The organism is Streptomyces sp. NPDC007983 (assembly GCF_042958345.1).
GTDB lineage: Bacteria > Actinomycetota > Actinomycetes > Streptomycetales > Streptomycetaceae > Streptomyces.
The window spans coordinates 19,544-37,117 of the sequence record NZ_JBIBJI010000028.1 but is presented as its reverse complement, the minus strand read 5'-3'; the positions used below and the strand labels follow the sequence as shown (position 1 = coordinate 37,117).

17 protein-coding genes and 1 pseudogene are annotated in these 17,574 nt (G+C 70.1%); 1 reads left to right on the top strand and 17 read right to left on the bottom strand.

Annotated elements, in window-relative coordinates; genetic code table 11:
• Positions 1–109 precede the first annotated feature (109 nt).
• The 10 genes from ACFZCY_RS41430 to ACFZCY_RS41385 all read right to left on the bottom strand — a co-directional run bounded on the left by ACFZCY_RS41430 (position 110) and on the right by ACFZCY_RS41385 (position 9,563).
• Positions 110–2,305, bottom strand: a complete 2,196-nt coding sequence (locus ACFZCY_RS41430) for a molybdopterin cofactor-binding domain-containing protein (RefSeq protein ID WP_391185943.1) — start codon at positions 2,303–2,305, stop codon at positions 110–112.
• On the bottom strand, positions 2,302–3,282 hold the full coding sequence (locus ACFZCY_RS41425) for an FAD binding domain-containing protein (RefSeq protein ID WP_391185940.1): 981 nt from the start codon (positions 3,280–3,282) through the stop codon (positions 2,302–2,304). Before ACFZCY_RS41425 ends, ACFZCY_RS41430 begins: the two co-directional genes overlap by 4 nt.
• Positions 3,283–3,294: 12 nt before the next feature.
• Complete coding sequence (locus tag ACFZCY_RS41420) at positions 3,295–3,945, bottom strand: 2Fe-2S iron-sulfur cluster-binding protein (protein WP_391185937.1); 651 nt, start codon at positions 3,943–3,945, stop codon at positions 3,295–3,297.
• A gap of 301 nt (positions 3,946–4,246) precedes the next feature.
• A complete protein-coding gene (locus tag ACFZCY_RS41415; protein ID WP_391185935.1) occupies positions 4,247–4,600 on the bottom strand; it encodes a cupin domain-containing protein in 354 nt (117 codons plus the stop codon).
• Positions 4,601–4,696: 96 nt separating this feature from the next.
• Complete coding sequence (locus ACFZCY_RS41410) at positions 4,697–5,464, bottom strand: glucose 1-dehydrogenase (RefSeq protein WP_391185932.1); 768 nt, start codon at positions 5,462–5,464, stop codon at positions 4,697–4,699.
• A 97-nt stretch (positions 5,465–5,561) separates the two neighbouring features.
• On the bottom strand, positions 5,562–5,774 hold the full coding sequence (locus ACFZCY_RS41405; protein ID WP_391185929.1) for an SDR family NAD(P)-dependent oxidoreductase: 213 nt from the start codon (positions 5,772–5,774) through the stop codon (positions 5,562–5,564).
• Between the two features lie 58 nt (positions 5,775–5,832).
• Complete coding sequence (locus ACFZCY_RS41400; RefSeq protein WP_391185926.1) at positions 5,833–7,089, bottom strand: MFS transporter; 1,257 nt, start codon at positions 7,087–7,089, stop codon at positions 5,833–5,835.
• Between the two features lie 166 nt (positions 7,090–7,255).
• A complete protein-coding gene (locus ACFZCY_RS41395; RefSeq protein WP_391185923.1) occupies positions 7,256–7,780 on the bottom strand; it encodes a cyclophilin-like fold protein in 525 nt (174 codons plus the stop codon).
• Between the two features lie 15 nt (positions 7,781–7,795).
• Positions 7,796–8,461, bottom strand: a complete 666-nt coding sequence (locus ACFZCY_RS41390) for an SDR family NAD(P)-dependent oxidoreductase (protein ID WP_391185920.1) — start codon at positions 8,459–8,461, stop codon at positions 7,796–7,798.
• An 85-nt stretch (positions 8,462–8,546) separates the two neighbouring features.
• Positions 8,547–9,563, bottom strand: a complete 1,017-nt coding sequence (locus tag ACFZCY_RS41385; RefSeq protein ID WP_391185917.1) for a zinc-binding dehydrogenase — start codon at positions 9,561–9,563, stop codon at positions 8,547–8,549.
• 172 nt (positions 9,564–9,735) lie between these two features.
• Between ACFZCY_RS41385 and ACFZCY_RS41380 the strand changes: the two genes are divergently transcribed.
• On the top strand, positions 9,736–10,617 hold the full coding sequence (locus ACFZCY_RS41380) for a helix-turn-helix domain-containing protein (protein WP_391185914.1): 882 nt from the start codon (positions 9,736–9,738) through the stop codon (positions 10,615–10,617).
• Positions 10,618–10,737: 120 nt separating this feature from the next.
• Here the strand turns inward: ACFZCY_RS41380 and ACFZCY_RS41375 are convergent, their stop codons facing one another.
• The 7 genes and pseudogenes from ACFZCY_RS41375 to ACFZCY_RS41345 form a co-directional block, all read right to left on the bottom strand.
• The gene (locus ACFZCY_RS41375) at positions 10,738–11,475 is read right to left on the bottom strand and encodes an HAD-IA family hydrolase (RefSeq protein ID WP_391185911.1); all 738 of its coding nucleotides are present in this window, start codon (positions 11,473–11,475) and stop codon (positions 10,738–10,740) included.
• An 11-nt stretch (positions 11,476–11,486) separates the two neighbouring features.
• A complete protein-coding gene (locus ACFZCY_RS41370; protein WP_391185908.1) occupies positions 11,487–12,281 on the bottom strand; it encodes a DeoR family transcriptional regulator in 795 nt (264 codons plus the stop codon).
• Between the two features lie 125 nt (positions 12,282–12,406).
• Positions 12,407–13,441 carry an alcohol dehydrogenase catalytic domain-containing protein gene (locus ACFZCY_RS41365; protein WP_391185905.1) on the bottom strand — a complete coding sequence of 345 codons (1,035 nt, stop codon included), beginning with the start codon at positions 13,439–13,441 and terminating at the stop codon, positions 12,407–12,409.
• A 203-nt stretch (positions 13,442–13,644) separates the two neighbouring features.
• Positions 13,645–14,128, bottom strand: a pseudogene (locus ACFZCY_RS41360) (alcohol dehydrogenase catalytic domain-containing protein); the annotation flags it as partial.
• Positions 14,125–15,009, bottom strand: a complete 885-nt coding sequence (locus ACFZCY_RS41355) for an ABC transporter permease subunit (RefSeq protein ID WP_391185903.1) — start codon at positions 15,007–15,009, stop codon at positions 14,125–14,127. The gene ACFZCY_RS41355 and the pseudogene ACFZCY_RS41360, both read right to left, overlap by 4 nt.
• Positions 15,006–15,968 carry an ABC transporter permease subunit gene (locus tag ACFZCY_RS41350; RefSeq protein ID WP_391185900.1) on the bottom strand — a complete coding sequence of 321 codons (963 nt, stop codon included), beginning with the start codon at positions 15,966–15,968 and terminating at the stop codon, positions 15,006–15,008. Before ACFZCY_RS41350 ends, ACFZCY_RS41355 begins: the two co-directional genes overlap by 4 nt.
• 80 nt (positions 15,969–16,048) lie before the next feature.
• A complete protein-coding gene (locus ACFZCY_RS41345) occupies positions 16,049–17,401 on the bottom strand; it encodes an extracellular solute-binding protein (RefSeq protein ID WP_391185897.1) in 1,353 nt (450 codons plus the stop codon).
• Positions 17,402–17,574: the final 173 nt, after the last annotated feature.

Sequence of the window (17,574 nt, the reverse complement as noted above, 5' to 3'; positions counted from 1 at the left end):
CCCCGACGCCGGGGGAACGTCACGCGGCGGCGGCCCTCTGAAGTCCGGCAGCAGGACGGGGCAGGCTGCTGGACGAGCGGTGTGCGCACCGTCGGCCCGATGGCATGGATCAGAGCAACGCCTCTGCGGTGATGGGCAGTTCGCGGACGCGGCGGCCGGTGGCGTTGAAGACCGCATTGGCGATGGCGGGCGCCACCCCGATCATCACGAGCTCGCCGAGACCCTTGACTCCGAGCGGGTCGGCCTCGCGGTCCTCGCCGTCCAGGTAGATCGCCTTGAGGTCGGGTATGTCGGCGTTGACGGGGACGAGGTAATCGGCGAGGTTGGCGTTGACGATGCGTCCGTCGCGGTGGTCGGTGAGCGTGTGCTCCAGCAGGGCCGTGCCGATACCGCCGACCATGCCGCCGAGGGCCTGGCTGTCGGCCAGTTTGGGGCTGATGATGCGGCCCGCGTCGTACACGCCGAGTACGCGCCGTACCCGCACCAGGCCCAGGGTCGCGTCGACGGCCACCTCGGCGAAGGTGGCGTTGTAGCCGTAGAAGGAGTGACGTTCGGGGCCCGAGGGCGGGGCGAATGAGCCGTCCGCTTCCAGGTGGGTGCGGTCATTGCGGGCCAGCAGCCGCCGGTAGGCCTCCCCGCGCGCGGGATCGTTCTTCACGTGCAGTCGGCCGTTGCGTACCACGACATCGTCGGCCGCCACCCCGTACAGCGGCGACTCGCGGTCCCCGACGGCCAGTCCGATCGCCTGACGGCGGACCTTGTTGCAGGCGTCGAGGGTGGCGGAGCCGACGCTCGCCATGGTCATCGAGCCGCCGTGCGGTGGGGTCGGCGGATAAAGAGAGTCCCCCAGCCGGAAGGTCACCGCGCGCACGGTCAACCCGAGCGCGTCGGCGGCGACCTGGGTCTGGGAGGTGTACGTACCCGGGCCCATGTCGGTGGCAGCCGCCTCGACCAGCGCGGTGCCGTCGGCGTCCAGGCGGACCCGGGCCTGGGCCGGCATGCGCGCGGTGTCGTAGACGCCGGCGGCCATGCCCCTGCCGATCAGCCAGTCCCCCTCACGCGTAGCGCGGGGCCTGGGGTTGCGGCGATCCCAGCCGAACTCGCGCGCGCCGACCGCATAGCACTCGCGCAGCCGACGCGTGGAGAACGGCAGCCCGGACGACTCGTCCTCGTTCGGCTCGTTGCGCCGGCGCAGCTCGATCGGGTCGACGCCGAGCTTGTGGGCGAGTTCGTCCATGGCCGACTCGATGACGAAGGAGGCCGTCTGGAAGCCGGGGCCTCGCATGTACAGCGGCGTGGGCAGATCCAGCGGCACCGTCCGGTACCTCTGGGTCACGTTGGGCATGCTGTAGAGCATCTGTCCGGCCGCCAGGATGGACTCGGTGAACGTCTCGTACGACGACGTCTCGGCGTCCAGCTCGTGCACCGCGGCGGAAAGCCGGCCGCGCCGGGCACTGCCGAGGCGCAGGTGGTACTCGTACGAGGGCCGGAAACCGGTACCGAGGTACATCTGCTTGCGGCTGAGGACCAGCTTGACCGGGCGCTTCGTCTCGCGGGCGGCCAGCGCGGCGACGACCACGTGCGGCCAGCAGCGCAGCGCCGAGCCGAAACCGCCGCCGACGAACGGTGAGATGACGCGCACCGCGTCCGTCTCCAGGCCGAACACCGCGGCGAGTTCGGTCTGCGTGCCCACCACCCACTGGGTCTTGTCCCACACGGTGAGCTTGTCGCCGTCCCAGCGAGCGATGGTGGCGTGCGGCTCCATCGGGTTGTGGTGGTTGCGCGCCGTGCGGTACGACAGGTCCAGCCGTACGGCCGCCGCGCGCAGGGCCGCTTCGGCGTCGCCGCGCGCGTAACGGGTCGGCTCGTCCGGCTCGGCCTCGGTGAGGTCGGTCGAGGACTGTTCGGCGTCGTAGCCGACCTTGACCAGGCTCGCGCCGTGCTGCGCGGCCTCCAGCGTGGTGGCGACCACGACGGCGACGGGCTGGCCGTGGAAGCGGACGCGGTCGTCCTGGAAGACGCGGAGTCGCCGGCCGGGCGGATTGTTCGACCCGGAGTTGTCGCGGTACGGCAGCTTCGGCGCGTTGCGGTGGTGGAGCACCTTCAGGACGCCCGGAAGGGCTTCGGCGGCGGCGCTGTCGATCGACGTGATGCGACCACGGCCGATGGCTGCGTCGACGATGACGGCGTGAACGGACCCCTCCACCTCGTGCTCGGCGGCGTACAGCGCCTTGCCCGTGACCTTGAGCCGGCCGTCCACCCGGGACAGCGGCGCACCCACGGCTGCCTGCGGCTGGGGGCTCACTTGGTACCTCCTACGACGCGCAGCTGGCGTTCGACAGTGCGCTTGAGCAGCTCGACCTTGAAGCGGTTGTGCTGCAGGGGACGGGCCCCGTCCGCCGCCTTCGCGGCAGCGGCCGACCAGAGAGCCCCCGAGGGGCGTTCACCGACAAGGTGCTGTTCGACGGCGGGCAGCTTCCAGGGCACCGTGCCCACGCCCCCGGCGGCGACCCTGGCCCCGCGGATCACCCCACCGCGTACGTGCAGTGCGACGGCCGCCGATGTCAGGGCGAACTCGTACGACTGCCGGTCACGCACCTTCAGATAGCCGGACCTGAGCGGGCGCGGGAGAGCGGGGATCTCCACCCCCGTTATCAACTCACCTTCACGCAGGGCCTGTTCGCGTTGCGGGGTGTTGGCGGGCCGCAACAGGAAGTCGGCGAAGGGGACTTGGCGTGTCCCGTCCGGGCCCACTAGGTGAACGCGGGCCTCCAAGGCGGCGAAGGCCACGGCGGCGTCGGACGGGTGCGTGGCCACACAGGCGTCGGAGGTCCCGAGGATGGCGTGCGTGCGGTTGACGCCGTGCAGCGCGGCGCAGCCGGAGCCGGGCTCGCGCTTGTTGCAGTCGGCAGTGACGTCCCGGAAGTACGTGCAGCGGGTGCGCTGCATGATGTTGCCGCCGATGGTCGCCATGTTCCGCAGCTGGGCCGACGCGCTCAGCTCCAGCGCCTCGGAGACGACGGGATACAGGGTGCGCACCTTGGCGTGGGCGGCGGCCTCGGACATGGTCACCAGGGCGCCGATGCGCAAGCCCCCGCGTTCGGTGACGGTGATCTCGCCCAGCGGCAGTCCGGTGATGTCGACGAGGGTCTCGGGGCGTTCGACGGTCTCACGCATGAGGTCGACCAGGGTGGTGCCCCCGGCGATGTAACGCCCGCCGCGGCGACCGGCGTCGAGGGCTTCGCGGGTGTCGGAGACGCGGGTGTAGGAGAAGGGATGCATGGCGGCCGATCCTCACTTCCGGCCCGCGGTCTGCTCCACCGCGCGCACGATCTTGACGTAGCAGCCGCAGCGGCAGATGTTTCCGCTCATCCACTCCCGGATCTCCTCCGGCGAGCCGGTGTGGCCCTCCTGGATGCAGCCGACGCCGGAGAGAATCTGTCCGGGGGTGCAATAGCCGCACTGGAAGGCGTCCTGGTCGATGAACGCCTGCTGCAGCGGGTGCAGTTGATCACCCTCGGCCAGGCCCTCGATCGTGGTGACGTCGGCTCCTTCCAGACGCACCGCGAGCGTCAGGCAGGCGTTGTGCCGCTGCCCGCCGACCAGGACCGTGCACGCCCCGCAGGCCCCGGCGTTGCAGCCCTTCTTGGAGCCCGTGAGTCCGAGGTGCTCGCGGAGCAGGTCCAGCAGTGAGGTGCGGTTGTCGACCGTCACGGTATGACGGGTGCCGTTGACCGTCAGGGAGACACGGCTGGACGGCGGCCTCTCGGCGGCCGTCGCTTCCTCCGGGTCGGCGAGGAACGTGCCTCCGATCACGCCCCCCGCGACGACGGCACCACCGACCGCTGTGCTGGTGGCGATGAACGTGCGCCGAGTCGGCGCCAGGGCGGACTCGCCGGCTCCGGTGGGTGGTGGGGCGGAAGGTTCGGGGAGTTCAGTGGACATACATACGCCTTCGTATCGCGGACGGATCGGCCGTACACATCAGCGGGAGGGGAGAGTGGATCGTCGTCACCGCGGGAAAGCCGGCAACCGCGCGCTCTGGCAGCGGCTACTGGTCGCCTGGGGAGTCTTGCACCACCGGCAACGCTCGTGGCAGGGAGACTTTCCTCCCCCCTTGAAGCTCCATCAGGAGCGACTGACCGGCGTCATCGGGGGCACGTGCGCGCGGGGTAAGGCAGGCGGCCCTCCCCGGGACGCCGTGACGTCCTGAGGGAGCCCTGGATGCGTGCTGGATGGGCCGGGGCTACTGGTCGCGGGTGCGGCGGCCGTTGTAGTGCTGGTCGGTGACCGGCTCGGCCCAGGTGGTCTCGGGAGTGCCGTCGCCTGTGCCTTCCCACAGGGCGATGTGCTCCATGAAGCGGTCGGGGGCGGCGCCGTGCCAGTGTTCCTCGTCCGGCGGGCAGGCGACGGTCTCGCCGGGGTGGGCCTCGAAGACGGTGCCGTCCCGGGTGCCGATCAGGGCGATGCCGGAAACGACGTGCAGGGTCTGGCCCAGGGCGTGGGAGTGCCAGTTGGTGCGGGCGCCCGGGGAGAAGCGGACCAGGTTGGCGCGCATCCTCGACGGCTCCTGGCCTGCCACGATGACGTCCCACCACACGTCGCCGGTGAATCAGTCCGCCGGGGCCTTGCTGCTGGGCTGCTGCTTGATGAATTCCATGGTGCCTCTCAGCTCTCTTTCCTGCGTGGGCTGTCTTCAGCGGGCGACGTAGCCACCGTCCACGGGGAGGGCGACACCGACGACGAAACTCGCTCCGGGGCTGCACAGCCACAGGACCGCCTGGGCGATCTCCTCGGCGGTGCCGAGCCGGTTGATGGGCTGGTTGGCCTCGGCCTCGGCACGGTCGAGCTCTCCCTTGGCGATCATGTCGCTGACCATGGGGGTGTCGATGGTGCCGGGGCAGACGGCGTTGATGCGGATGCCTCGGGGGGCGTATTCGAGTGCCGCGCTGCTCGTCAGGCCGATCACGCCGTGCTTGGAGGCGTGGTAGGAGGCGCGGCCGGGAAGGCCGACCAGGCCACCCAGGGAGGAGCAGTTGACGATCGCGCCGCTGCCCTGTGCACGCATGTGCCGCAGCTCGTGCTTCATGCAAGCCCAGACGCCGCGCAGGTTGATGGCGTTGACGCGGTCGAATCGTTCGGCGGGCTCGTCGGCGGCGTCGCTGGGCGGGATCTGGATGCCGGCGTTGTTGTAGGCCATGTCGAGGCGGCCGAAGGTCTCGACCGTGCGGTCGACGGCGGCGGCGACCTGGTCCTCGTCGCTGACGTCGCAGGTGAGGGCGAGGACCTTGTGGCCGGCGTCGGTGAGTTCCTTCGCAGCAGCGTTCAGGGCCGCTGCGTCGATGTCGGTGAGGGCGACGGCGGCTCCGGACCGGGCGAACGCGCGGGCGGTCGCCCGCCCCATACCGGCGCCGGCCCCGGTGACGAGGGCGACGTGGCCGTTGAAGTCGTAGGTGGGATTCACGGGGTGTTGTCCCTTCAGGTGGAGAGATGTGGCGGCGCGGCTGGTGTCCGGGGTGCCTGGATGAACTGCGGCGGCACGACGCCTTGCCGCGACGCCGTCAGACGGCTTGGCCGCCGTCGACGACCATGGCGTGGCCGGTGGCGAAGAGGCGGCGTCCGAGCAGAGCCAGAGCACCGTCCGCGGACAGGTCGGCGAGGGCGACGCGGGCGCCTGCACGGGCGAAGGCGTCGGCAGTCACGCGGCCGACGCCGGAGCCGGCTCCGGTCACGAAGGCCACCTTCCCGGTGAAGCCCGTACTGCTCACAGTCATGTGCGGAGTCCTCTCGCTTGCTGGTACGTCGTCGCCAGTACGCGGATCCAGGCTTGAGTCAGTGCTGCGACGGCACCTGCGCGGGTTCGTCGTGTCGCCGTTGCGCGGGAGCGCTGCTCCGGGCCACGATCCGGCCCTTGTGGGACGGGCCGTGAACGGCGAGGGCGATCAGGGGCAGCAGCGTCAGGGCGGCGATGACGGTGCCGACCAGGGGCGGGCCGGTCAGGCCGAGGGAGGAGTCCAGGGCCGTACCGGCGACAGCCGAACCGGCGGCGATGCCGGTGTTGAAGGCGGACGTGGTCAGCGCCGAGGTAAGAGTGGGGGCATCGCCCGCGAAGCGCATGGCGAGGGCGGTGACGACCGGGTTGACCGTGAAGCCGGTCAGGCCCATGAGGAAGACCAGGAGGGTCGCTGTCACCGGATTGCCGGACAGCGGGATCATCAGGAACAGGACCAGAGCCGTAGCCGCGGCGGCCGTGATGGTGGTGGCCATCGGACGTCGGTCGCCCAGGTGGCCGCCCGTGGTGGTGCCGCCCAGGGCGCCGACACCGAAGGCGATGAGGACGAGCGGTACGGCGCCTGCGGGGACGCCCGCGCGGTCGGTCAGCAGCGGCGTGACATAGGTGTACGTCGCCAGGACGCCGCCCATGATCAGCATCGCGGCGCCGAGCGCCAGCCACAGCCGGCCCTGACGCAGAGCCCGGACCTCGGCCCGGAGGGACACCTCGACGCGCTGCTCCCGGGCCGGGATGAAGCGGCCGATGAACACGGCGGCGAGCCCGGAGAGGACGGCCAGGGCCCAGAAGGGGCCGCGCCAGCCGGTGAACTGGCCGGCGAACGAGCCGATCGGCACGCCGACGACGTTGGCCAGGGTCAGGCCGCCGATCATGACGCCCGTGGCGCGGGTGGCGTGGTGCGGGCCTGCGGCGGTGGTGGCGACGACGAAGCCGACGGACCAGAACGCTCCGGTGGCCAGGGCCGTGACGACGCGGGCGGCGAGGACGATCGTGAAGGACGTGCTGAGGGCGGCGACGAGGTGTCCGAGGCAGAACACGGACAGGGCCAGGATCAGCGTCTGGCGCTGGGGAAGGCGCAGGGTCGCCATGGCCATGGCCGGCGCACCGATGATCATGCCGATGGCGAAGGCGGTGATCAGCAGGCCGGCGCGGGAGACGCCGACTCCGAGATCACCGGCCAGCTCCGGCAGCAGGCCGGCGACGACGAACTCGGTGGTCCCCATCAGGAACGTGCCGGCGGCGAGCACCCAGACGACGAAGGGAAGCTTGCCGGGGGTCGTCCCGGACGCGGAAGGCATACGTGTGGTCTCTCCTTACGTGGAAACGGGATCATGGTGGCGGCTGAAGCCGTCGCGGCGGACAGTGGACGGCGCGGCCACATCTTCGACGGTTCCATGCAGCGAACCGGACGAAAAGGGGAGGAACTCCTCCCCCCCTTCGTGCACGGGCGAGCGGTGGGGCGGGTCAGTGCGCGGCTTCGATGGTGATCTCGTCGGCGGTGGCGAGCCGCTCGGCGCCGCCGCCGGCCATGTGCCCGAGGATGACCAGGCCGGTCGCGTAGGGGGCGTCGCGGTAGTAGGTGGCGAGCTGGTTCCAGGGGGCGTAGTACGCCAGGTCGCCGACCTCGGGGTCGGCGCCTTCCGGGGCGCCGGAGGTGGGCAGCTTCCGGGGCAGATCGGCGATCTTCTCGGCCTGGTTGAGATCGCGCAGGGAGAGGGTCAGGGGGAGCTCGGCGGCGAAGTCGCGGGCTGTGGGGCTGTCGTTCAGCGTGGCGGCGATGTGGTGGCCGTCGAGGGTGAGCCGGATGTTCATCGCGGTTGTCCTGCCGGTCGGTGTGGGAGCTGCCGGGGCCGTCGAAGCCTGCGGCGACGCGGGCTCGGAGGAGGAGGCGGAGGAGGGCGGGGAATCGTCGGTGCAGGCGGTCATGACCAGCAGCAGGGCGGCGGCTGGGGCTACGCGGGCGAGAGCGCGAAAGGGGGCGGGATTCACGGGGTCGTCCTGTGGCTAGTCGGGCAGAGGCTCGGAGTAGTGGCGGAAGCCGTCCCGCTCGGTGTGGATGTCGTACAGGCGCTGGGCCAGGGCGTCGGGACTGCTGTGCTCGGCGTCGGGCCGGATGGCTCCGGGGATGATCAGTTGGGCGGCGTGGATGTTCTCCGGGGCGAGCGCGTCGTGGAGCATGCGGGCGTAGGCGCTCTCGGCGGCGAAGGCGATCGAGGTGCCGGCGACCTTCGGGTTGGAACGTACGGCGCTGGAGCCGTTGACGAACAGCAGGGTGCCGCGGCCGAGTTCGCGCATGCCGGGCAGGACGGCGTTCACCGCGGTGACGGGGCCCTTGGCGGAGAAGGCAAGCGGGGCGTCGAGGTCGTCGGCGCTGGTGTCGAGTACCGGCTTCATGAAGTGGGCCTGAGGAACGGGGCTGTACTGGAGGATCTCGATGGGCCCCAGGTCGGCCGCGGCTGTGTACAGAGTCGCGTTCAGGGACTCGATGTCGAGGACGTCGGCCGGGTAGCCGCGCGCCTGGATGCCGTCACGGGCGAGGTCGGCCGTCAGGCCGTCCAGCTTCTCCGCGTCGCGGGCGATGAGGGCGACGGCGTGGCCGGCGGTCCCGAAGCGGCGGGCGGTGGCCAGCCCGAGACCGGGGCCGGCGCCGACGAGGGCGAAGGTCGTCATGGTCAGTCCTTGTGTGGGCGGAGGTGGTTGCCGGCCCTGTGGCCGCACCGCCTCGGTGCGGCCCCGGGTGCGGACGCGCCCGCGCTCAGGGCTTGAGCAGGGCCTTGACGGCGCGGCGTTCGTCCATCGCCCGGTACCCCTCGGCGACCTGGTCCAGGGACAGGCTGAGGTCGAAGACCTTGCCCGGGTCGATGCGGCCGGTCAGCACGCGGTCGATCAGGTCGGGCAGGTAGCGCCGCACGGGGGCGGGGCCGCCGCGCAGGCCGACGTGGGAGAAGAACAGTTCCTCGCCGTCGATGGCCACCTCGTGCGGGACGCCGACGAAGCCGACGTTGCCGCCGGGCCGGGTGGAGTGCAGGGCCTGTCGCATCGAATCCGCGGTGCCGACGCACTCCAGCACGCTGTCGGCGCCGATGCCGCCGGTGAGGTCCTTGACGCGGGCGATGCCTTCGTCGCCGCGCTCGGCCACGATGTCGGTGGCGCCGAACTCCAGGGCGAGCTTCTGGCGGGACGCGTGCCGGGACATCGCGATGATCCGCTCCGCACCCAGTTCCTTCGCGGCGATGACACCGCACAGGCCGACCGCACCGTCACCGACCACTACGGCCGTCGAGCGGGGCTTCACCTCGGCGGCGAGGGCGGCGTACCAGCCGGTGCCCATCACATCGGACACGGCGAGCAGGCTGGGCACCATCTCGGCGTCCGGGTGCTCGTCCGTGGCGACCAGGGTGCCGTGGGCGTTGGGGACGCGCACGTACTCGGCCTGGCAGGTGCTCATGAACTCGCGGTTCAGACAGGAGGACTGCCAGCCGTTCAGGCAGTTCACGCAGGTGTTGTCCGAGGTGGCGAAGGAACCGACCACGAAGTGGCCCGGCGCGACGCCCGCGACCTCGCTGCCCACCTCCTCGACGATGCCGACGTACTCGTGCCCCACCGGGTGCGGGTCGCCGACCGGCTCGAGACCGCGATACGGCCACAGGTCCGAGCCGCACACACAGGTGGCGACCGTACGGATCACCGCGTCGGTCGGCTCGATGATCTTCGGGTCGTCGAGGTTCTCGAAGCGCACGTCGCCGGGGGCGTGGATGACTGCTCCGCGCATGGAGTGCTTCCTTCAGTGCGGGGGTCTGTGGACCGCAGCCGTGGTGAGGAATGCGACTGCTCACGGTCGAGCCTCACACCCGAGCCCAGGCGCGAAAAGCGGAGAGAAGTATCCCGGGAGGGACACATCCGGGGAGGAAATCCTCCCCCCTTACGCAGGTGCAATGGGTGTCATGCTGGGAAGCATGACCGCCAACGTTCCCCTCAATGAGCTGGGAGAATTCCTCAAGAAGCGCCGCTCGGAGCTGAGCCCCCGCACGGTCGGTCTGCCCGAGACCGACAGGCCCCGCCGGGTGGAGGGGCTGCGCCGCGAGGAGGTCGCTCAGCTGGCCAATATCAGCACCGACTACTACACGCGTCTGGAACAGGGCCGTATGCAGGCGTCGGCGCCCGTGCTGGATGTCCTCGCCCGGGTGCTCCATCTGGACGACGACGAGCGGGGCTACCTCTTCCAGCTCGCCGGAAAGACCACCACCCGCACCCGGCGCCGCGGCCGGCAGAAGGTCCAGCCACAGTTGCAGCGGGTCCTGGACGACCTCACCGCCACTCCGGCCATCGTGCAGGGCAGGCGCGGGGACATTCTTGCCTGGAACGCGCTGGCCGCCGCCCTGGTCACCGACTTCTCCCGCCTCGCGGAAAAGCACCGCAACTACCCGCGGATCATCTTCACGGACCCCGCCATGCGCACCCTGTACGCCGACTGGGAGAGCTCCGCGCATATCGCCGTCGCCCAACTGCGCATGGAGGCCGCGAAGTATCCCGAAGACCCGCGCCTGATCGAGCTGGTCGGTGAACTGTCCATGCGCGACAAGCAGTTCGCCCGATGGTGGGGCGATCACCACGTCGCCGCCCGCACCGTGGGCACGAAGACCCTCAACCATCCGGTCGTCGGCGAACTCGTCCTGGACTGGGACACCCTCACCGCCAACACCGACCCCGACCAGCACCTCACCGTCTGGACCGCCGAGCCCGGCTCCCCCACCCACGAACGGCTGCGCATCCTGGCCTCCTGGGCCGCCGACCAGAACCTGCCGGCCTCCTCCCCCCTCAGCTGACCGCGACGGGCCGCCGCCATGAAGGCGGCTGGAAGGGGCTGTCAGGCGGGTGCGAGGCTGACATCCCGCGACCACGCGGCTGCCCGAAGCCCGGCTCCGCGCGACAGGCAGGTTCCACGGTCAGATCACGAGCCGCTGCACGTCCATCAGGCCGCGCTCTCCCGTGCGGTGTTCCGCCGGCAGGATGTAGGTGCGCAGACCGCAGGCGGCCGCGCCGCCGTCGCGGACCGGGTTGTCGCCGACCATCAGGGTGGCGCGGGGGTCCGCGCCGAGGTCGGCGCAGGCTTTGAGAAACAGCTGCGGGTCGGGCTTCTCCCGGCCCTGCTCGTAGGAGATCACGCAGGTGTCGATCAAGGCGTCCAGACCGTACTGGACGAGGTGGGTGCGCAGGTCCCAGGCGAAGTCGCTGACGATGCCGACGCGCAGTCCGCGCTGGTGCAGGGCACGCAGGACCGGTTCGGTGTCGGGATAGGGAACCCAGGCGTCCGGAGCGGTGAGCTCCCGGTAGGCCGCCTCCTCCGCGCCGCGCAGGAAGTCCACCCGCTCCCACCATCCCCACATGGCGCGGCGGTGCCGTGCGGAAGAGAGATCACGGCCTTCCTGGAGGGCTACGACGGAGGGCAGCCGGAAGGCGGCGCGCAACTGCTCGGAGATTTTGGCCACCGCGCCGGGCTCGTCCAGCACAGCAAGGCGGCCGGCGGCGGAGCCGACCCGGCGCAGCCACGTCTCCAGGTCGATCATCTGGAAGACGGTGTTGCTGAAGTCGAACAGGACGACCTGGACCGGGGGCACCGGCGCCGCCCTCTCGACGTCGCTGGGGCGGTAGGCGCTCGGGGTTTCGAACAGGGTGCGGGTCACAGGGAAGGTTCTTAGGGTTCGACCATCTCGACGGGGACTCCGAGGTCGCGTATCGCCGCGAGTTCCGCGTCGGGGGTGGCGGTGTCGGTGATGACGGTGTGGTAGTCGGCCACAGTGCCGTACGCATACGTGGCGGTCTTGCCGAACTTCGAGTGGTCCACCAGGAGCAGCGCCTGATCGGCGGAGGCAAGCATGGCCAGCTTCACCTCGACGTAGTCGTTCAGGGGGTGGAAGAGGCGTCCTTCCAGGACGGCGGTGGCGGACATCAGGGCGAGGTCGGCCCGGATCCGGGACAGGGACCGGGTGACGGTAGGGCCGGTGCAGGAGTTGAAGTCGCCGCGGTAGTGGCCGCCCAGCAGGGTGACGGCCACCACGGGGGCGGCGGACCCGAGCCGCTGTGCCAGGCCGACCGAGTTGGTGACGACGTGCAGTTGATCCACCTCCGCCAGCGCCGGGACCAGGGGGAACAGGGTGGTCGAGTCCTCCATGAGCACGGTGCTGCCGGGTCTGATCCGGCCGGTGACGGCCGCGCAGAGCGCGCTTTTGGCCGCGAGGGCGCTGTTCTCGCGGAAGCGGGTGGCGGTCTCCATGGTGAGGGCGGGGAACGCGACGGCCCGCCCGCGCTCCTTGCGCAGCAGATGCCGCCCGGTGAGGTCGTCCAGGTCCCGGTGCATCGTCATCAGACTGACGCCGAAGTGCCGGGCCAGGTCGTCGATGCGGGTCTCGCCATGGTCGGCGACGTACCGCAGCACGGCTTGGCGCCGCTCCTCGACGGCCGCCTGTGACAGTCGCGTACGGGCGGTCACGGCGCCCCTCCTTCCCGGTCGCTCCGGTGTCGCAGTTTCCCACACGGGCCGGTGCGGGGCGGGGTCCGTCCGGCTCGCGGGCCTCGGGCCGTTCGTGCGGCGGCTGCTGCTGCGTACAACGTGGGCTACGGTCCGTCCACCGTGACCAGTACCTTGACCTGCTCGGGGTCGACGGATGCGGCGAAAGCCTTGGCGGCGTCCTGAAGCGGGTAGGTGGCGGTGACGATCTCGGCGGTGTCGACGGCGCCGGACGAGATCAGGGACATCCCGGTGCGGTAGTCGTCGCCGGTGTACATCAGCGTGCCCTCGATGCGGATCTCCCGGTCCTGGACCAGGTCGAGGCGGACCGGGGTGGTGCCGGCGGCGCCGACGCCGACGACGATGATCGTGCCGCCCTTGGTGACCAGGTCGGTGGCCTGGGCGATGGACTGTTCGCGCGCCACGCAGTCGAAGACCACGTCGGCCGGTCCGCCGAGCGCCGCATGGGCCTGGTCGGCGAGGTCGGTGGCGTCGGCGGGCAGGGCCGTGTCGGCTCCCAGACGCAGGGCGCGGTCCCTCTTGCCCGGCAGCAGGTCGGTGACGGCGATCCTCGCGGCGCCGGCGTGCCGGGCGGCAGCGAGGACGAGCAGACCAATCGGCCCGGCTCCGATCACGACGACCGTGCGTCCGGTGAGGTCACCTGCCTTCGCCACGGCGTGCACCGGGGTGGCCAGGGGTTCGACGAGGACGGCCTCGATGTCGGTCATGCCGTCGGGAACGCGGTGGACGCGGTCGGCCGCGATGGTGAACAGGTCGGCCATGGCGCCGGGCGTCTGGCAGCCGAACACCTTCAACTCCTGGCAGATGTTGTAGCGGCCGGAGCGGCACTGGGGGCACCGGCCGCAGTACAGGTTGGGCTCGATGATCACCCGGTCTCCGGGCGCGAAGTCCTCGGCTCCCTTCCCTGTCGCGGCGACTACACCGACCGCCTCGTGGCCGGGGCGGTAGGGCAGGTCGATGAAGGGGTGGTGGCCGGCCGCCGCATGGGTGTCGGAGCCGCACACGCCGACGACGGTGGTACGCACCAGGAGTTCGTCGTCCCCGGGGACGGGGGCGGGCACCTCCTCGAGGGTGATGTCGTCGAGGGAGCGGACGAGAACGCGGCGGATCTGCTCGGTCATGTGGGGGTTCCGTTCGGTTCGGGCGTTCACACTGGATCTGGATCCTGCGGCCGATGCCTGCCTGGAAGCGGGGCGACTGCGTCCGAGAACGCCGCCAGGGGAAGGCGGTCACTGATGAAGACGCGCGGGTCGATGACAGGCGCCGCGAGCGTCGACGTCGTCGACATCAACGCCGAACGCCTGGCCACGGGTGGCTTTGGCGGCACGCGGGAGGCGAGGCGGCTGCGCAGGACGTCGTAGCCGCGCACCGCGCAGGACAGCGGCTCGATCAGGGCCGCGTCCTGGGCGTCCACGTGGTCGGGCAGTCGTACGCAGTTGGCGACGGGCGGCGTACTCGGCGGCGGCGCCCGGGTGGGTGACGCCGATGGCGGGCCAGCGTTCGCAGAGGTTGTTGTGGCCGAGGCGGCAGTAGTGGCACTCGAAGCAGTAAAGCGACGGGTCCACGGCGACCTGGTCGCCGAGCGCGAGTTCGGTGACCTCGCCACCGAGGGCCACGACCTCGCCGGCGAACTCGTGGCCGGGGATGATGGGCAGCTGCGGGGCAAACTCCCCCTGGAGGATGTGCAGGTCGGTGCCGCACAGCCCGGTGGCCGCGACCTCGACGACGACCTCGCGCGGGCCGGGAGCCGGGTCCTCGACGGTGGCGAGTTCGACGCTGCCAGGCTGGGTGATGACGGCCGCCCTCACTTCACCGCTCCCAGGGACAGGCCGCGGACCAGCTTGTCCTGGGCGGCGAATCCGGCGATGAGGACCGGCAGCGACACCAAGGTGGCCGCCGCGCACAGCCTCGCCAGGAACAGGCCCTCGTTGGTGATGAAGCCGACCAGGAAGACCGGCGCGGTGGACGCCTGCGTGGCGGTGAGGTTCACGGCGAACATGAACTCGTTCCAGCTGAAGATGAAGCAGATCAGCGAGGTGGCGGCGAGTCCGGGCATGGCAACCGGCGCGACGACCCGCCACAGCACGGTGAGCAGGCCCGCGCCGTCGACCTCGGCCGCCTCCAGGATCTCCTTGGGGACCTCGGCGAGGAAGGAGCGCATCATCCATACCGCGATCGGCAGGTTCATGGCGGTGTAGAGGATGACCAGCGTCCACACGTTGTCCAGCATCCCGGCGTCCTTGACGATCAGGTACACCGGCAGCAGGGCGGCGATGGCGGGGAGGAACTTGGTGGACAGGAAGAAGAACATCACGTCGGTCCACTTCTCGACCGGCTTGATGGACAGCGCGTAGGCCGCCGGCACCGCCAGGGCGAGGACCAGGATCGTGGAAAGAATGCTGGCCATGGCCGAGTTGAGGAGGAAGGGGCTGATGTTCCGGCTGAACAGGAGTTTGTACTGGTCGAAGGTGACGGCGGCGAACGGGGTGGGCGGATTGGTGGCCGCGTCGGCCTCCTGGTGGAAGGAGGTGAGCACCATCCAGGCCACCGGCGCGAAGAACGCCAGGGTGGCGAGCCAGGCGACGAAGGTCCACAGGGGAGAGAGCCGGGGCTCACCGCCCCGGTCCTCCTTGCGGCGGAAGAGCTTTGTGAGCCTCGCCCCGGGCGCGGCGAATGCTGCATGGGTCATCGGGATGTCTCCTCGCGGAACAGCGACGCGATGGTGCGCAGCGCGAAGGTCGCGATGACGAACGCGCCGAGGACGACGACGACACCGGCGGCGGCTGCCTCGCCGTACTCGTACTTGCGGAACATGGTCAGGTAGATCTCGTAGGGCAGGTTGGTGGTCTGGGAACCGGGGCCGCCCTGGGTGATGGTGAAGACCGCGTCGAAGGTCTGCACGACGTAGATCGTGCCGAGCAGGACGCCCAGTTCGATGTACTGGCGCAGATGCGGCAGCGTGATGTGGCGGAAGGTCTGCAGCGCGGAGGCGCCGTCCATGCGGGCCGCCTCCAGGACGTCACCGGGCTGCGCCTGCAGGCCGGCCAGGAGGATCAGCATCATGAACGGGGTCCACTGCCAGACCAGCGACACCACGACGGCGGGCATCGGGTAGGAGGAGATCCAGTCGACCGTGGGGCCGTTGTCCGCTCCGAAGAACCTGTAGACGGCGTTGAGGGTGCCGTTGAGCAGTCCGTAGTCGGGGTTGTAGATGGCGTGCTTCCACAGCAGCGCCGCCGCGACCGGCATCACCAGAAACGGGGCGATGAGCAAGGTGCGCGCCAGCCCACGGCCGGCGAAGCGGCGGTCGAGGAGCATCGCCAGGCCGAGTCCGAGGATCACACTGATGATCACCACCGACGCGGTGAGCACGACGGTGTTGAGCACGGCCGTGCGCAGCCGCTCGTCGGTGAAGGCGAACGAGAAGTTGGACAGGCCGACGAAGTGCCTCTCGCCCGGCTTGAGGATGTTCCACTGGAACGTGGAGATGATCAACGTGGCCACGAAGGGCAGCTGCGTGACGACGATGGTGAAGATCAGCGCGGGAAGCAGCGGGATGCGGCGCTTCCACTTGGCCGCCGCGCCCGAGGACTTCCGGGTACGGACGGGTGGGGGTGGTGTCTTGGGGGGTGCGGTGAGCGTGGTCATGAATGGTTCCTCTGCCGGTGAAGGCCGGGGTCGGGGAAGCGGCGCCCGGCCGACAACAGGGGTCGACCGGACGCTGAAGGTCACTTCTGGTAGGTCTTGGCGACGTCCTCGGCCAGCTTCTGGCCGTCGTTGAGCGCCTTGTCCACGCTGGTCTTGCCGGCGATCGCTGCGGAGATCTCCTGGGTCACCTTGGTGCCCAGGTCCTGGAACTCGGGGATGGCCACGTACTGGATGCCCACCGTCGGCCTGGGCTGGACGCCCGGGTTGGCCGGGTCGGCTCCCTCGATGGACTTCAGGGTGATGTCACCGAAGGAGGCGGCGGCCTTCTTGTACTGAGGGATCTCGTACGTGCTGGCCCGCTTGCCGGCCGGGACACGCGCCCAGCCGAGCTTCTCGCCGACGAGGTTCTCGTACTTCTTGCTGGAGGCCCACAGCATGAACTTCGAGGCGGCGTCGGCGTTCTTCGTGGTCTTGGGCATGGCCCACGACCAGGCCCACAGCCAGCCGCTGCTGTCCGTCTTGACGGTCGGTGCGTAGGCGTAGCCGACGTTGCCGGCGATCTTGCTGGAGGCGGGGTCCTCCAGCGACCCGGCCGCGCTGGTCGCGTCGTACCACATGGCGACCTTCTTCTGGCTCAGCGCGTTCAGGCACTCGGTGAACCCGGCCTGCGGGGCGCCGGCCTCACCGTGCTCGCGGACCAGGTCGACGTAGAACTTCGTGGCCTGCTTGAAGCCGCCGCTGTTGACCTGCGCCTTCCAGTCCTTGGTGAACCAGGTGCCGCCGAAGGTGTTGACCATGGATGTCAGCGGCGCACCCAGTTCCCCCCAGCCGGCCAGACCGCGCAGGCAGATGCCCTTCATGCCGGGCTCGGCCCCGTCGACCTTGGCCGCGATGTCGGCGATCTGCTGCCAGGTCGGCCGTTCGGGCACCGTGATGCCCTTCGCCTTCATGACGGCCTTGTTGTACATGAGCATCGAGGACTCGCCGTAGAAGGGCAGGGCGTAGAGCTTGCCGTCCGAGCCGGTGAGCGACTGGACCGTCGGCTTGAGCAGGTCGGCCTTGTCGAAGCTCTTGTCCTTGTCGGCGTAGGAGCCCAGGTCGTGCAGCCAGCCGTTCTTCTCCCAGATGGGCACCTCGTAGGCGCCGATGGTGGCGACGTCGTACTGGCCGGCCTGGGTGGCGATGTCCTGGGTGACTTTGTCGCGCAGCTCGTTCTCGGGAACGATCGTGAAGTTGACCTTGATCCCGGTGTTCTTGGTGAAGTTGTCCTTGGTCAGCTTCGCGATGTCCTCCATCTGCGGGTTGCCGACCATCAGGACGTTGATGCTCTTCCCTCCGCCCGAGGACCCGCCCGCTCCGGCTCCGGAACAGGCGGTGGCGAGCAGGGCGGTGGCGGCGGCGCCGGCTATGAGGGCATATCTGGTCGATGCCATGTGACGGGGGACCTCTCGTACGGGTTCGCCGGGACCTCGACGGAGGCGCGGCGGGTCGAGCAGGGGCGGAGATGCGTCCGCGGGGAGTCGGGCGCGTTTCGATGGCCGAATTATTAGCAGGAGGTCGCGCCATTGTTAACACATCTTGCGAGAAAATCTCTTCAGATTTATCG

Bases quoted from the DNA above. Each gene is read 5' to 3' on its own strand.
- ACFZCY_RS41405 (WP_391185929.1), bottom strand. From the start codon at position 5,774: ATGACTGTGAGCAGTACGGGCTTCACCGGGAAGGTGGCCTTCGTGACC.
- ACFZCY_RS41420 (WP_391185937.1), bottom strand. From the start codon at position 3,945: ATGTCCACTGAACTCCCCGAACCTTCCGCCCCACCACCCACCGGAGCC.
- ACFZCY_RS41400 (WP_391185926.1), bottom strand. From the start codon at position 7,089: ATGCCTTCCGCGTCCGGGACGACCCCCGGCAAGCTTCCCTTCGTCGTC.
- ACFZCY_RS41425 (WP_391185940.1), bottom strand. From the start codon at position 3,282: ATGCATCCCTTCTCCTACACCCGCGTCTCCGACACCCGCGAAGCCCTC.
- ACFZCY_RS41365 (WP_391185905.1), bottom strand. From the start codon at position 13,441: ATGACCGAGCAGATCCGCCGCGTTCTCGTCCGCTCCCTCGACGACATC.
- ACFZCY_RS41355 (WP_391185903.1), bottom strand. From the start codon at position 15,009: ATGACCCATGCAGCATTCGCCGCGCCCGGGGCGAGGCTCACAAAGCTC.
- ACFZCY_RS41345 (WP_391185897.1), bottom strand. From the start codon at position 17,401: ATGGCATCGACCAGATATGCCCTCATAGCCGGCGCCGCCGCCACCGCC.
- ACFZCY_RS41350 (WP_391185900.1), bottom strand. From the start codon at position 15,968: ATGACCACGCTCACCGCACCCCCCAAGACACCACCCCCACCCGTCCGT.
- ACFZCY_RS41385 (WP_391185917.1), bottom strand. From the start codon at position 9,563: ATGCGCGGAGCAGTCATCCACGCCCCCGGCGACGTGCGCTTCGAGAAC.
- ACFZCY_RS41390 (WP_391185920.1), bottom strand. From the start codon at position 8,461: ATGACGACCTTCGCCCTCGTCGGCGCCGGCCCCGGTCTCGGGCTGGCC.
- ACFZCY_RS41380 (WP_391185914.1), top strand. From the start codon at position 9,736: ATGCTGGGAAGCATGACCGCCAACGTTCCCCTCAATGAGCTGGGAGAA.